13 protein-coding genes are annotated in these 13,135 nt (G+C 61.0%); 5 read left to right on the top strand and 8 right to left on the bottom strand.

Annotated elements, in window-relative coordinates:
• Positions 1–34: 34 nt before the first annotated feature.
• The gene (locus tag GUC22_RS07605) at positions 35–1,051 is read right to left on the bottom strand and encodes an Rpn family recombination-promoting nuclease/putative transposase (RefSeq protein ID WP_160183451.1); all 1,017 of its coding nucleotides are present in this window, start codon (positions 1,049–1,051) and stop codon (positions 35–37) included.
• Between the two features lie 137 nt (positions 1,052–1,188).
• Here GUC22_RS07605 and nudI point away from each other — a divergent pair, with 137 nt between their 5' ends.
• Entirely contained in the window at positions 1,189–1,614 is a 426-nt protein-coding gene (nudI, locus tag GUC22_RS07600; protein WP_024359247.1) for a nucleoside triphosphatase NudI, read from the top strand.
• Here the strand turns inward: nudI and GUC22_RS07595 are convergent.
• A complete protein-coding gene (locus GUC22_RS07595; RefSeq protein ID WP_160183450.1) occupies positions 1,606–3,021 on the bottom strand; it encodes a sensor histidine kinase in 1,416 nt (471 codons plus the stop codon). The two genes, nudI and GUC22_RS07595, sit on opposite strands and share 9 nt — an antisense overlap.
• Entirely contained in the window at positions 3,008–3,685 is a 678-nt protein-coding gene (gene tctD / locus GUC22_RS07590; protein WP_024359249.1) for a transcriptional regulator TctD, read from the bottom strand. The genes GUC22_RS07595 and tctD overlap by 14 nt, the downstream gene beginning before the upstream one ends.
• A 134-nt stretch (positions 3,686–3,819) precedes the next feature.
• On the opposite strand from tctD, the gene GUC22_RS07585 reads away from it, so the two are divergent.
• The 4 genes from GUC22_RS07585 (at position 3,820) to GUC22_RS07570 (ending at position 7,508) form a co-directional block, all read left to right on the top strand.
• A complete protein-coding gene (locus GUC22_RS07585) occupies positions 3,820–4,800 on the top strand; it encodes a Bug family tripartite tricarboxylate transporter substrate binding protein (RefSeq protein ID WP_024359250.1) in 981 nt (326 codons plus the stop codon).
• A 15-nt stretch (positions 4,801–4,815) separates the two neighbouring features.
• Positions 4,816–5,247 (top strand): tripartite tricarboxylate transporter TctB family protein, encoded by a 432-nt coding sequence (locus GUC22_RS07580; RefSeq protein ID WP_004133992.1) that lies wholly within the window; start codon positions 4,816–4,818, stop codon positions 5,245–5,247.
• Between the two features lie 11 nt (positions 5,248–5,258).
• Positions 5,259–6,779: a tripartite tricarboxylate transporter permease gene (locus tag GUC22_RS07575; protein ID WP_049087151.1), complete on the top strand. Its 1,521-nt coding sequence runs from the start codon at positions 5,259–5,261 to the stop codon at positions 6,777–6,779.
• Positions 6,780–6,884: 105 nt separating this feature from the next.
• A complete protein-coding gene (locus tag GUC22_RS07570; protein WP_004133986.1) occupies positions 6,885–7,508 on the top strand; it encodes a DUF2238 domain-containing protein in 624 nt (207 codons plus the stop codon).
• Here GUC22_RS07570 and menE read toward each other — a convergent pair.
• From menE to menD, 5 genes are read right to left on the bottom strand one after another with little or no spacing between them, the layout of a single operon-like run.
• Positions 7,485–8,876, bottom strand: a complete 1,392-nt coding sequence (menE, locus tag GUC22_RS07565) for an o-succinylbenzoate--CoA ligase (RefSeq protein ID WP_049131216.1) — start codon at positions 8,874–8,876, stop codon at positions 7,485–7,487. The two genes, GUC22_RS07570 and menE, sit on opposite strands and share 24 nt — an antisense overlap.
• Positions 8,873–9,838: an o-succinylbenzoate synthase gene (menC, locus tag GUC22_RS07560; protein ID WP_049131215.1), complete on the bottom strand. Its 966-nt coding sequence runs from the start codon at positions 9,836–9,838 to the stop codon at positions 8,873–8,875. Before menC ends, menE begins: the two co-directional genes overlap by 4 nt.
• Positions 9,838–10,695, bottom strand: a complete 858-nt coding sequence (menB, locus tag GUC22_RS07555) for a 1,4-dihydroxy-2-naphthoyl-CoA synthase (protein WP_004123101.1) — start codon at positions 10,693–10,695, stop codon at positions 9,838–9,840. Before menB ends, menC begins: the two co-directional genes overlap by 1 nt.
• 14 nt (positions 10,696–10,709) lie before the next feature.
• Positions 10,710–11,468, bottom strand: coding sequence for a 2-succinyl-6-hydroxy-2,4-cyclohexadiene-1-carboxylate synthase (gene menH / locus GUC22_RS07550; RefSeq protein ID WP_049131214.1), 759 nt, complete (start codon positions 11,466–11,468; stop codon positions 10,710–10,712).
• On the bottom strand, positions 11,465–13,135 hold the full coding sequence (menD, locus tag GUC22_RS07545) for a 2-succinyl-5-enolpyruvyl-6-hydroxy-3-cyclohexene-1-carboxylic-acid synthase (RefSeq protein ID WP_049131213.1): 1,671 nt from the start codon (positions 13,133–13,135) through the stop codon (positions 11,465–11,467). The genes menH and menD overlap by 4 nt, the downstream gene beginning before the upstream one ends.

The raw sequence follows: 13,135 nt of genomic DNA, 5'->3' as shown, positions 1-13,135 counted from the left end.
CTTAAGGCTGCCATTTTGCGCTTTTTAAACGATTTTAGTGCCGGAGCTTAGCGAGCTGCTGCTGCGATAAACCGGTCAGCTTTGCGACCTGAGAAGGCTCAAGCCCCTCATCCAGCATCGCCAGGGCAATGCGTTGCGTCGCCTCCTGCAGACCTTGATGTCGGCCTTCATTTCGGCCTTCATTGCGACCTTCACGTCGGCCTTCATTGCGACCTTCACGTCGGCCCTTTTGTAAGCCCTTTTCTATCCCCGCCTTCATTCCCTGAAGGATCCCCTCTTTACGGCCACGCTCTTCCAGAAAATGAGCAATATTCATCAGCGTCTCCTTATGCGGCTTGAGCGGCGTCTTTTGCGCGAGCTTGCGTAAAAAGGCCACCGGATCGGCGGCGTTACCCGCCTGAAGCATATAATTCAGCAACGTTTTAAACTGCCGACGCGTAGTGTATCCCAAGGATAATATTCTGACCAGTTGCTCAGAGATGTCCATCAGGTCCCGCTGGCGGATATGTTTTTGCAGTAGCTCAAGCATAGCGACCCGGCGGTGCTGTACAAGCCGATCGTCAGGGATCTCAGTGACGTCTATCAGAGGAAAACTCCGGCTATACAGCCGCTCGGCCATCTCTAGCTGTGGAAAGCCATCCAGCCAGCGCGTTGAATACGGGTAGGGGCTGGTCCTGCCGTGATAAAAGAGCAGAGGAATCACCAGCGGCAGCTGATGATGCCCTTTATCAAGATGACGCTGCATCGCCGCGATGGCGTATCGCATCAGGCGAAACGCCATATGCCTGTCGGGAGAGCTTTGATGCTCAATAAGAATGTAGATATACCCCTCTCCGCCATGGGTTTTTAGCGAATAAAGGATATCCGAATGGCTGGCGCGTAAGTCCTCTTCAATAAAACTGCCGGACTCCAGCTGCAGCGTCCGCAGATCGCACTGTTCCCGCAAATGCTTCGGCAAATGAATATGCAAAAAATCGCGCGCCGTTGCCCGTTGGGACAAAAGATGTTTAAAGACCGCATCGTGCGGCGAGTGGCTTGCTATCTGTTCCATGATGGCCCCTGACCAATTAACTTGCGCTCACCCTACCACCACTCGCATTCACCGCGCGTTTTCGCTTGCGGTTTGCCGAGGCGGCTCGCAAACTGGGCCATTACAATTTTTATCCGCATCATCATTAAGGAGAAATCATGCGTCAAAGGACTATCGTCTGCCCGCTCATTCAACATGAAGGCCACTATCTGCTGTGTAAAATGGCCGACGATCGCGGCGTGTTTCCCGGCCAGTGGGCGCTCTCCGGCGGCGGCGTCGAGCCAGGCGAGCGCATTGAAGAGGCGCTGCGGCGAGAAATTCGTGAAGAGCTGGGCGAAAAACTGCAGCTGACCAACGTCACCCCGTGGACCTTTCGCGACGACGTCCGGGTTAAAACCTACGCCGATGGCCGCCGGGAAGAAATTTATATGATTTACCTGATCTTCGACTGCATCAGCGCCAATCGCGACGTGACGATCAACGAAGAGTTTCAGGACTACGCCTGGGTGAAAGTCGAGGATCTTCCTCACTATGATTTGAACGTGGCGACCCGCCGGACCCTCACCCTGAAAGGCTTACTCTGAACGCGCGCGCAAAAAGCGCAGCCTGACCTTCAGCCCGCCCAGCGTTTCGCTCCGCAGCAGCTGCGGATGGCTGCGGTGCAGGCGCGCAATATCGCTAACCAGCGCCAGGCCAAGCCCGGCGCCGGGGTTATCCCCCACGTTTTCCAGACGATGAAACGGCATGAGCGCCTGCTGAATCTGCGCATCATCGATCCCCGGCCCGCTATCTTCGACGTCCAGCAGCACCGCCTCTCCGTCACGATGCAGGCTGACGGTGACGATCCCCCCCTGCGGCGTATAGCGAATCGCGTTATCCAGCAGATTCGCGCACAGCTCGCTCAACAAAACGCCGTCTCCGGCGATGGTCACCGTCGAGGTTTCCCCCTCATAACCGAGATCGATAGCTTTGCTCCGCGCCTGCTGAAGACGGGAAAAGCAGCTATGGTGAACGATCTCCTGAAGGTCTACCGGCGGGAACGCCTGTTCCCCCTGCTCTTTCCGTTTGATGGTAGCCAGCTGCAGCAGGCGCTCGGTGAGCAGGATCGTGCTATTAAGCGTGCCGCTCATCGCCGCCAGGCTCTCGCGCCACAGTCGGGGATCGCCGCTCGCCAGCGCCACCGAAGCCTGAGTTTTCAACACCGCTAGCGGCGTTTTGAGCTGATGAGACGCGTCGGCGCTAAACCGCTCCTGGCGGGAAATCATCACCCGCAGCCGGTCGATATAGCGGTTAAAGGCGACGATCAGCAGCCGGGTTTCCGACCACGGCAGCAGCTCCGGCAGCGGCGTCAACAGGCCGGGTTCGCGCCGTACCATCAGCGCCGAAAGCTGGCGCATTGGCCGCAGCACGCGGCGCAGCAGCCAGCCGGCGAGAACCAGCGTCAGCAGCACTAATAGCCCCTGCGAGATCCATGATGAAAACAGCAGCTGTCCCGCCAGCCAGCGCCGCGACTGCAGCGTTTCGGCGATATAGATTTCCGCCATGCCGACAACGTCGCCTTCGTTAACCGGCTGCAGCAGCCGCGCCACGCGAATGGCCTGGCCGCGATATTCGGTATGATAAAACCACGCCAGCGCCGGATAGAGATCGGTACGAGAGGTTGATGGCGGCATTGGCGGCAGGTCGTCAAAACCGGAAATCACCCGCCTCTCGGGATCGAGAACTTTATAGTACAGGCGATCGTTCATATTCAGCTCAAAGCTATCAAGCACCACCCAGGGAACATTCACTTCCAGCCTGCCGTGGCGTACCACCAGACGCTCCGCCACCGTGCGGGCGGAGGAGAGCAGCGTACGATCGTAAGCCTGGGTCGCCGCCTGCAGGGCGCTGACGTAGCTATTGAACGCCGACAGCCCCCACAGCAAAACCAGCGGCAGGCCGAGAAACAGCAGCAGCTGGGCGAATAACGACTGCGGTTTACCCCACCTCATGATGAGCGAGCTCCAGCACGTAGCCCAGGCCGCGCAGGGTCACGATACGCACGTTGCTCTCCTGAAGTTTCTTACGCAGACGATGAATATACAGCTCAATGCTTTCCGGGCTGACGTCATCGCTGAGGCTGAAAACCTGTTCAAACAGCTGCTGGCGCGACACCGGCCGCGTACGGCGGAACATCAGCACCGTCAGCAGCGCCTGCTCGCGCGGCGTCAACGACAGCGTCTGCCCGCGCAGTAAAAAATAGCCTTCATCGCGATATTCCAGCGCGCCAATCTGTTGCACCTCATGCACCTGGCCTTCGCTACGCCGCAGCAGCGCGCGCAGCCTGGCATCCAGCTCTTCGAGCTCAAAAGGTTTTGGCAAATAGTCATCGGCGCCGACGTTCAGCCCTTTAACCCGATCCGCCACCGCGCTGCGGGCGGTTAACAGCAGGACGGGAAGAGTCTGCCCGCGCTTTCGCAGGCGCTGCACCACCTCCAGACCGTCGAGTCCCGGCATGCCGATATCCAGCACCGCCAGCGCATATTTTTCGCTTTGCAGCAGATGATCGGCCGCCCGGCCATCAAATACGCAGTCCACGGCAAACCCGCCCTGTACCAGCGCTTTCTCCAGCCAGTGAGCCAGCTCACGGTTATCTTCTGCCAGTAAGAGACGCATATCACATCCTGAAAAGTTGCTGCCGCGTTGAAAGGGAAATGAAAGGTAATTGTTTTAACAATCATGCAACCGAATAGCCACATGCCGGTTCACATAATCAAAAAAACGTACCCTGTAACTGACTGAGGAAGCCTATGAATATTCCATTCCTGCGCCATCTTAGCGCCCTCGCGCTATGCCTTTGTACCGCCTCCGCCTGGGCCGTCGAGGCGCCTTCCCGTACCGAATGTATCGCGCCCGCCAAGCCCGGCGGCGGCTTCGATCTCACCTGCAAACTGATTCAGGTCAGCCTGATGGAAACCGGCGCCATCAAAAAACCAATGCGCGTCACCTACATGCCCGGCGGCGTAGGGGCAGTGGCCTACAATGCGATCGTCGCCCAGCGTCCCGGCGAACCCGGTACCGTGGTCGCCTTTTCCGGCGGCTCGCTGCTCAACCTGGCGCAGGGCAAGTTTGGCCGCTACGGCGTGGATGATGTCCGCTGGCTGGCCAGCGTCGGCACCGATTACGGCATGATCGCGGTACGCACCGACTCGCCGTGGAAAGACCTGCCGTCGTTCATGGCGGCGATGGAAAAAAACCCCGCCAGTATCGTCATCGGCGCCGGCGCCTCAATCGGTAGCCAGGACTGGATGAAAGCGGCGCTGTTGGCGCAAAAAGCGAACGTCGATCCGCACAAAATGCGTTACGTGGCCTTCGAGGGCGGCGGCGAACCGGTCACCGCGCTGCTGGGCAATCACGTGCAGGCAGTCTCCGGCGATCTCAGCGAAATGGTGCCTTATCTACAGGGCAATAAAATCCGCGTGCTGGCGGTCTTCGCTAACGAAAGGCTACCGGGCGCGCTCGCCGATGTCCCCACCGCCAAAGAGCAGGGCTATGACCTGGTATGGCCGATTATTCGCGGCTTCTTCGTGGGCCCGAAAGTCAGCGACGCCGACTATCAGTGGTGGGTGGATGAGTTCACTAAATTGCAGCAGACCGACGCGTTCAAAAAGCAGCGCGAGCTGCGCGGCCTGTTTGAATTCAACATGAACGGCAAGGAACTGGACGCCTATGTCAAAAAGCAGGTGGAAGCGTATCGCCAGCAGGCGAAATCCTTTGGCCTGGCAAAATAATTAACGGAGGTTGCGATGAGCGATCGTATTTTTGCCGGTGTGTGGCTGCTGCTCTGCGCGGGGGGAATGTTTATCGCCTGGCAAATCCACAGCGAATACGCCTATGAACCCGTCGGCCCGCGCCCTTTCCCGGTAGGCATTATCGGCCTGATGCTGCTGTGCTCTGTTTTACTGCTTCTGCGTCGGCCCGACGCCATCACCTGGCCTGGGCGTCTGGTTTTACAACGTTTATTGACGATGGTGGTGGCACTGGTGGTCTACGCGTGGGGTTTTGAATGGCTGGGTTTTCCTCTGGCCACCGCGCTGCTGACCGCCGTTTTTGGCCTGCTGTTTGGCGCCACCCTGCCCGCTGCCGGGGTAGCCGGCGTGGCGATGGGCATCGCGCTGTGGTACGTCTTTGACGCCCTGCTCGATGTCACCCTGCCGCTCGGCGTCTGGTTGAGTTAACGGAGGAGTTTATGGATATCTGGATTTATCTGTCGCAGGGCTTCGCCGTCGCCATGACGCCGACCAACCTGCTGATCGCGCTGATTGGCTGCTTCGTTGGCACCATCGTCGGCCTGCTGCCGGGCCTGGGCCCAATTAACGGCGTGGCGATCCTACTGCCGCTGGCCTTTGCCCTGCATCTGCCCGCTGAATCGGCGCTCATTCTGCTGGCCACGGTCTATATAGGTTGTGAATACGGCGGACGTATTTCATCGATCTTGCTTAACGTGCCCGGCGATGCCGCCGCCATTATGACCGCCATCGACGGTTATCCTATGGCGCAGCAGGGGCGCGGCGGCGTGGCCCTGTCGATCTCCGCCGTCAGCTCCTTCGTCGGTTCAATGATCGCTATCGGCGGGATGATTCTGTTCGCCCCCATACTGGCGCAGTGGTCGCTGGCGTTCGGCCCGGCGGAATATTTCGCCCTGATGGTTTTCGCCATCGCCTGCCTCGGCAGCATGATGGCGCAAAATCCGCTCAAGTCGTTCCTCGCCGCGTTGATCGGTTTGGGGCTGGCGACGGTGGGCGTTGATGCCAATACTGGGGTGTATCGTTTCACTTTCGACAGCGTTCATCTCTCCGACGGCGTGCAGTTTATCGTGGTGGTGATTGGCCTCTTTTCGGTTTCGGAGATCTTGCTGATGCTGGAGAGCACCAGCGGCGGGCAGAAGCTGGTGCGCAAAACCGGCCGTATGCTGTTTAACGCTAAAGAGGCGGGACAGTGCGTCGGCGCGACCCTGCGCTCATCGGTGGTGGGTTTTTTTGTCGGCATTCTGCCGGGCGCGGGGGCGACCATTGCCAGCGCCATCACCTATATGACCGAGAAAAAGCTCAGCGGCAACAGCGACACCTTCGGGAAAGGCGATATTCGCGGCGTCGCGGCGCCGGAAGCGGCGAATAACGCTTCCGCCTGCGGCTCGTTTATTCCGATGCTCACGCTCGGCGTCCCCGGTTCCGGGACCACCGCGGTGATGATGGGCGCGCTGACCCTCTACAATATTACCCCGGGGCCGGCGATGTTTACCGAACAGCCGGATATCGTCTGGGGGTTAATTGCCGCGCTGCTCATCGCCAACGTGATGCTGCTGATTATGAACATTCCGCTGATCGGTCTGTTCACCCGCATGCTGACCATCCCGCTGTGGTTTCTGGTCCCGGCTATCGCCGCCGTGTCCGCGGTCGGCGTCTACGCGGTGCACAGCACCACCTTCGACCTGCTATTGATGGTTGGGCTGGGCGTGCTCGGCTACATCATGCGTAAGATGCACTTCCCGATGTCGCCGCTGATCTTAGGCTTCGTGCTGGGGGAGATGCTGGAGCAGAACCTGCGCCGCGCGCTCTCCATCAGCAACGGCAACGTGGCGATTCTGTGGCAAAGCGGCGTGACCAAAACGCTCCTGCTGCTGGCCATCGCGGTGATTGTTGTGCCCCCGCTGCTGCGATATATGCGTAAACGTCAGCAAAAAACGCCCGGCGATATTCCCTCCTCCTGATAGACAACGTCATTGGCGGTCGTCAACCGCCGCCAATGACGGTATCGATTGAATTTCTCCTGCATCTGCCTGATAGTTATCGTTTTAACTTTCTGGTGATCCGTTATGACCGTCGCAGCATCCCGTTCGGGGTTAACATTCGCCGCGCTGGCGCTGGCCCTGATCCTCGCTTACACCGGTATCAGCGCAGGGGACAAACTCACCTGGCTGATGGAAGTCACGCCGGTCATTATCCTCGTTCCGCTTTTGCTGGCCACGCGCTCGCGTTATCCGTTGACGCCGCTGCTTTACACGCTGGTTTTCTTCCATGCCATCATTTTGATGGTCGGCGGTATGTACACCTACGCCAAAGTGCCCATCGGCTTTGACGTACAGGAATGGCTGGGGCTGAGCCGCAACCCCTACGATAAGCTGGGACACTTTTTCCAGGGGCTGGTCCCGGCGCTGGCGGCGCGGGAGATTTTGCTGCGCGGCGGCTACGTTCACGGGCGTAAAATGCTCGGTTTCGTGGTCTGCTGCATTGCGCTGGCGATTAGCGCCGTCTACGAGCTGATCGAATGGTGGGCGGCGCTGGCGCTGGGACAGGGCGCCGATGAATTTCTCGGCACCCAGGGCGATCCCTGGGATACTCAGTCCGATATGTTCTGCGCCCTGCTCGGCGCGCTGACCACCGTTTTTGCGCTGGGCCGCTGGCATACGCAGCAGCTACTGCACGTCCAGCGCTTCTGAGGCGGAGCTCTCCTGCTGGTTGACCCAGTCGCGTAGCGCCCGGCGGGAAATTTTAATTCCGCCGGTTTTCAGCGATTCAGGCAGCCGCAGCCAGCGCACCGGCTGCTGAAACCGCGCCAGCTTATCGGCGCACCAGCCTGCCAGCTCGGACGGTTCGCAATGCGCGCTGCATTCCACCACCGCCACCGGCCGCTGGCCAAACTCCGCGTCATCCTGCGGCACGATAAAAACTTGCCCAATCAATGGGTGTGCGCCGATAACCCGCTCCACCTCTTCCGGCTGAATACCTTCTCCGCCGCTAAAAAAGAGGTTATCCACTCTTCCGAGGATAGTCAGCCTGCCGTGCTCCAGCTGTCCCCGATCGCGGGTGGCGAACCAGCCGTCGGCATCAGCAATGGGGACCGTTTGCCCATCGCGCCAGTAGCCTTCCGCCATGCTGTCCGAGCGCAGCCAGACCTCGCCATCGACAATCCGCACTTCGCGCCCCGGCAGCGGCCGCCCGACATCCGCCAGGCCGTCCGCCTCCTTGGCGCATACCGTGGAGGCAAACTCGGTTAGCCCGTAGCCGCACCAGCAGCGGATACCGCGCCTGCGGGCCTGTTCGGTGAGCGCCACCGGAATCGCCGCGCCGCCGAGCAGAACCGCTTTTAACGACACCCCGGCGTCGCCGTTAAGCAGGCGCCATAGCTGAGTCGGCACCAGGGAGGCGTGGGTACAGCCGCGTAACGCCTGTTCCAGCGGCTGCTTGTCGCGTACCGTCAGGCCTGCGCCAGCAAATAGCCAGCGCCAGAGAATGCCCTGACCGGAAACGTGAAACAGCGGCAGCGACAGCAGCCAGTCATCGTGTGGCGCAAAGGGTATCATCGCCAGCACGCCCTCTGCGCTGGCAAGATGGGCGCGAAAAGCGTGCACCGCCGCTTTCGGCAGCCCCGTCGACCCCGAGGTGAGCGTCATGGAAGCGATACGATCTTCTCGCCAGGCCGCCGCGTACGCGCAGTCGCCAACGCGCAAAACTAAGGCATTAAGCGCCACCGGAAGGTCGCCGCCGTTCAGCGCCAGCGCGTGGCGCAGGCCAAGGGACGGCAGCAGTTCCGCCAACAGAGGAGCCGGCAGCTGCGGATTCAGCGGCAGAACGCGCGCGCCGCACTGCAGCAGGGCCAGCCATGCCAGCAAAGCATCGGGCTGGTTGTAAGCGCGAAGCAGCACGCCATCGCCGTCGCTGACCCCCTGGGCGTGAAATCCCGCCGCCAGCGCATCAATGCGCGCGCACAGTTCTCGCCAGCTTAGCCGGCGCTCATTCAAGCGCAGCGCCCGGGCCTCTTCCCGCCGTTGCCGCCAGTGACGCCAGGGCCAGTCGCTAAAGGTCACAGCAGCGGCTCCAGCTCATCAACGCTCAGACACGGCAGCTCGCTATCCGGCCAACGGCGCACCAGCTGGCCGCGCATCAGGCTCAGGGTGTCCAGACCGGGTATCGTGTCCGGGGTAAGCCAGGCGGCGATTCGCGCCAGCTGCGTCAGTCCAAGGCTCGACTCAATGGATGAGCTGATCACCGCCGTCAGCCCCAGCGCATGCGCCTGCGCCACCTGCTGGCGTACCTTTTGCAGGCTGCCGGTCAAGGTCGGTTTAATCACCACCGCCCGCAGCCCCGGCTCGGCGGCAAAGATAAAGTCCGCCTCGCGCAGGCTCTCATCCCAGGCGATAGCGATACCCGTTTCTTTCGCAAAAGCGCGCGAATCGTCGCGATTTTTACAAGGCTCTTCGAGAAAGGCGATGCGGCTGCGATAGTACGGATTAACATATTTAGCGAACTGCTGGGCTTTCAGCGGCGTCCAGGCGCGGTTAGCGTCGAGGCGCAGCGTCAGATCGGGAATCGCCTCCAGCAGCAGATTGACCACCATACCGTCGCGCACCGCCTCATACAGGCCAACTTTGACCTTGGCGACCTTCTCGCCGGGCATCAGCGAAAGCGTGGCGAACAGCTCGTCCGGGTCGCCGGAACAGAGCGGCGCCGCACGATAATCCGCCGCCTGCGGCAGCTCGCCGCACAGTTCCGCCAGTGCGCAGCTCGCCCCGAAAGCCGCCGACGGCGGGGCCGGCAGCGCGCCGTCTTCGCCATCTCGCCAGGCGCTTGCCCACGCCAGCAGCGCCGTCCGCGCGTCATCCAGCGTTTCCAGGCTGAATCCCGGCAGGGGAGAGATTTCCCCCCAGCCTTCGCGCTCGCCGTCGCGCAGGCGCAGAAGCAAACCATCGCGGGTTTTTAACCGCCGTTCACGCAGCACCACACCCGCGTCCATCGGTAGCTGCCAGCGGTAGACCTGCGCCTGTCGCATTACGGATTCCGTTTAAATTTGCTGAAGTCCGGCTGGCGCTTCTGGTTGAAAGCATTGCGCCCTTCCTGACCCTCTTCGGTCATGTAAAATAGCATGGTGGCGTTACCCGCCAGCTCCTGCAGTCCCGCCTGGCCGTCGCAGTCGGCGTTCAGCGCCGCCTTCAGGCAGCGCAGCGCCATCGGGCTGTTTTGCAGCATTTCCCGGCACCAGCGCACGGTCTCTTTTTCCAGATCCGCCAGCGGCACCACGGTATTGACCAGGCCCATATCCAGCGCCTGCTGCGCGTCGTACTGGCGGCACAGGAACCAGATCTCACGGGCTTTTTTCTGCCCGACGATGCGCGCCATATACGAGGCGCCCCAGCCGCCGTCGAAGGAGCCGACTTTCGGACCGGTCTGGCCAAAGATAGCGTTTTCCGCCGCGATGGTCAGATCGCACATCATATGCAGGACATGGCCGCCGCCAATGGAATAACCCGCCACCATCGCCACCACCGGTTTCGGGCAGGTGCGGATCTGCCGCTGGAAATCGAGAACGTTGAGGTGATGAACGCCGGAATCATCCTGATAGCCGCCGTAGTCGCCGCGGACCTTCTGATCGCCGCCGGCGCAAAACGCTTTGTCGCCTTCACCGGTCAGCACGATGACGCCGATATTGTCGTCATAGCGGGCATCCGCCAGCGCCTGAATCATCTCTTTGACGGTCAGCGGACGAAATGCGTTGCGTACCTGCGGGCGGTTGATGGTGATTTTGGCAATTCCGTCCGCCGATTTTTGGTAACGAATGTCGGTGTAGCCTTCGGAGCAGTCCTGCCATTCAATCGGGGCGTAAAGCATTGCTTCATCAAGAGAGATCATAAAGTGTCCTTCAGTTAACTCGCTAAAAACTGCGCCAGACAAGCCACGACAGCATCGGGGTTTTCCCGATGCGCATTGTGTCCGGCATGATTAATCACGTGCGTGGTGGCCGATAGCTCATCGGCGATGGCGCGAAACTTGCCGTCGCGTTCGCCGCAAAGGTAATGAAAAGGGAACTCGCGAGCCCGTAACGGTTCGCGGAGATCGGGCTGTTCCGCCAGCGAGCTGGCCTGCAGCATTGCCGCCAGCGCACCGCCGTTATTGCGGCTGCGTAGCGCAATCAGCGCCGCCCGCTGCGCGGCATTAAGGGAAGCAAAGACCGGCTGCTGATACCAGTCGGCAAACACCTGGGTCAGCGGCTCGCGGCGAAAGCGTTCAGCCCAGGCGGCATCGCCGCGGCGGCGCAGCAAGCGTTGGTTTTCATCCGTTAACCCCGGATGCCCCCCCTCCACCACCAGCCCGCATAGCCCTTCGCGCGGCTGGCAGGCAAAGTACATGGCCACCCGTCCGCCAAGGGAGTAACCCACCAGCCAGTACTTAAGTATGTTGTAACTATTAAGTGTTTTCTCAACAAGATGACCAACCTCAGCCAGGCTGTTTGCCGCAATATTCGCTGAACCGCCGTGGCCCGGCAGGTCAATATAGAGACGCGAATACGCGCCAAACGCCTGGCCGACCGTCAGCCATTCGTGACAATCGCCGGAAAAACCGTGCAAAAAGACCAGCCAGGGATGGCCCGGCTGGCCGCGTTCGGCCAGCGCGTGGAGGATCATAGCTGACTCACCTGCGCCAGCAGCCGCTGCAAAGTTTGCGTACCGTCGGTTTCGTTGACCACCAGCTCAATCAGCGTCGCGCCGGGCGCTCGCCAGGCAACGTCCAGCGCCCGTTCCAGTTCATTCCAGTCCGCAGGGCGATGATAGGTCAGATCGAACATCGCCGCCGCATGGGCGAAATGGATATTCTGCGGCATCAGATAGAACTGGCTTCGCTGCGCCTGCGGCGTGGGCAGCAGGGAAAAAATCTGCCCGCCGTTATTGTTGACGACAATCAGCACCATCGGCGCTGAAGCCTGACGCAGCAGCGCCAGCGAGTTGAGATCGTAAAGCGCCGACAGATCGCCGACGATAGCCAGCGTAGGGCGCGCGCTGGCGCGCTGCACCCCGGCCGCCGTCGCCAGCAGGCCGTCGATTCCGCTGGCTCCGCGATTGCTGTAGACCGGGTAACCCGCCGGTAGCTGCGACAGCGCGTCAATTAAACGTACCGCCAGGCTGTTGCCGACAAACAGCTGCCCTTGATCCGGCAGATAGCGCCGGATTCGCTGCGCCAGCTGGGCCTCGCCGAACGCCTCGCTGCTGGCCACCGCCGCCTGCCAGGCCTGGCGCGCCAGTTCAGGAATAACGACGGCCCACGGCTGGCGTTTTTCCGCCGGGTGCTGCTCAAGCCAGCGGTCGATGGCGCAGACCAGGCGACGACCGCGATGCTGGGCAGGATCCAGACGCCCCGGCAGGTTGTCCACCAGCCAGTACTCTTCGGGTTCGCAGGTAGCCTGCCACTGCAAAACGCGTTTGCTGGTCAGGCTGCTGCCCAGTTGAACAATGATTTGCGCCTGCGCCAGTTCGCTGACCGCTTTTGCGTTGCCGAGCCACAGATCGGCGCAGGGAAGCGGCTGCCCGGTTTGCGAGAGCACATCGCCAATCAGCGGCCAACCGAGCGTTTTCGCCCACTCGGCAACCTTCAGGCCCTCTTCCGCGCTCATCCGTCCGGCGACCACTACGCCGCGTTTTTGGCGCCAGAAAAACCAGTCACGCTGCTTTTCGCTTGAGGTCTGCAGAGACTGACGCAGCCAGGGCTTATCGCTCTGCCACCAGTCGCCGAGCTGCTGCTGCCATTCGGCGCCGGTGTCGTCCATATCGCCATACAGCGGTTCGGCAAACGGGCAGTTAATATGAACGCCGCCGACGTGCAGCGCGCCGAGCGCCTGGTCGAGGGTCGAGACCAGCCAGCGGGAGGAGATATCCTGCGACGGGCGCGGAAGGGATATTGTGTGCGACGGATGCGAGGCGAACATGCCCGGCTGGCGTATAGCCTGATTCGCGCCGCAGTCGATCAGCTCCGGCGGCCGGTCGGCAGTCAGCAAAATGAGTTTTTCGCCGGTCAACCCGGCTTCAATCAGCGCCGGATAGAGGTTAGCCGCCGCGGTACCGGAGGTCACAATTACCGCCACCGGCTGGCCGCTGGCTTTCGCCAGCCCTAACGCCAGATGGCCAAGACCGCGTTCGTCAAAGTGGGTATGGTGAATAAACGCGTGGTTTTCCGCCGCCGCCAGGGTTAAAGGCGTCGAACGCGATCCGGGCGCAATGCAGATGTGCTGCACGCCGTGGCGGGTCAAAGCTTCAAGGATCACCGCCGCCCAGCGTCGGTTAAATGCGCTTACTGACAT

Source organism: Klebsiella sp. MPUS7, from assembly GCF_009905335.1.
In the GTDB taxonomy this organism is placed as follows: Bacteria; Pseudomonadota; Gammaproteobacteria; order Enterobacterales; family Enterobacteriaceae; genus Klebsiella; species Klebsiella grimontii.
The sequence above is the reverse complement of the archived record's forward strand: the minus strand, read 5'-3'. Positions and strand labels throughout refer to the sequence as shown.

What these genes read in the sequence shown, in the direction of transcription:
- GUC22_RS07605 (WP_160183451.1), bottom strand. Translation starts at nt 1,051, where the DNA reads ATGGAACAGATAGCAAGCCACTCGCCGCACGATGCGGTCTTTAAACAT.
- nudI (WP_024359247.1), top strand. Translation starts at nt 1,189, where the DNA reads ATGCGTCAAAGGACTATCGTCTGCCCGCTCATTCAACATGAAGGCCAC.
- GUC22_RS07595 (WP_160183450.1), bottom strand. Translation starts at nt 3,021, where the DNA reads ATGAGGTGGGGTAAACCGCAGTCGTTATTCGCCCAGCTGCTGCTGTTT.
- tctD (WP_024359249.1), bottom strand. Translation starts at nt 3,685, where the DNA reads ATGCGTCTCTTACTGGCAGAAGATAACCGTGAGCTGGCTCACTGGCTG.
- GUC22_RS07585 (WP_024359250.1), top strand. Translation starts at nt 3,820, where the DNA reads ATGAATATTCCATTCCTGCGCCATCTTAGCGCCCTCGCGCTATGCCTT.
- GUC22_RS07580 (WP_004133992.1), top strand. Translation starts at nt 4,816, where the DNA reads ATGAGCGATCGTATTTTTGCCGGTGTGTGGCTGCTGCTCTGCGCGGGG.
- GUC22_RS07575 (WP_049087151.1), top strand. Translation starts at nt 5,259, where the DNA reads ATGGATATCTGGATTTATCTGTCGCAGGGCTTCGCCGTCGCCATGACG.
- GUC22_RS07570 (WP_004133986.1), top strand. Translation starts at nt 6,885, where the DNA reads ATGACCGTCGCAGCATCCCGTTCGGGGTTAACATTCGCCGCGCTGGCG.
- menC (WP_049131215.1), bottom strand. Translation starts at nt 9,838, where the DNA reads ATGCGACAGGCGCAGGTCTACCGCTGGCAGCTACCGATGGACGCGGGT.
- menB (WP_004123101.1), bottom strand. Translation starts at nt 10,695, where the DNA reads ATGATCTCTCTTGATGAAGCAATGCTTTACGCCCCGATTGAATGGCAG.
- menH (WP_049131214.1), bottom strand. Translation starts at nt 11,468, where the DNA reads ATGATCCTCCACGCGCTGGCCGAACGCGGCCAGCCGGGCCATCCCTGG.
- menD (WP_049131213.1), bottom strand. Translation starts at nt 13,135, where the DNA reads ATGTCAGTAAGCGCATTTAACCGACGCTGGGCGGCGGTGATCCTTGAA.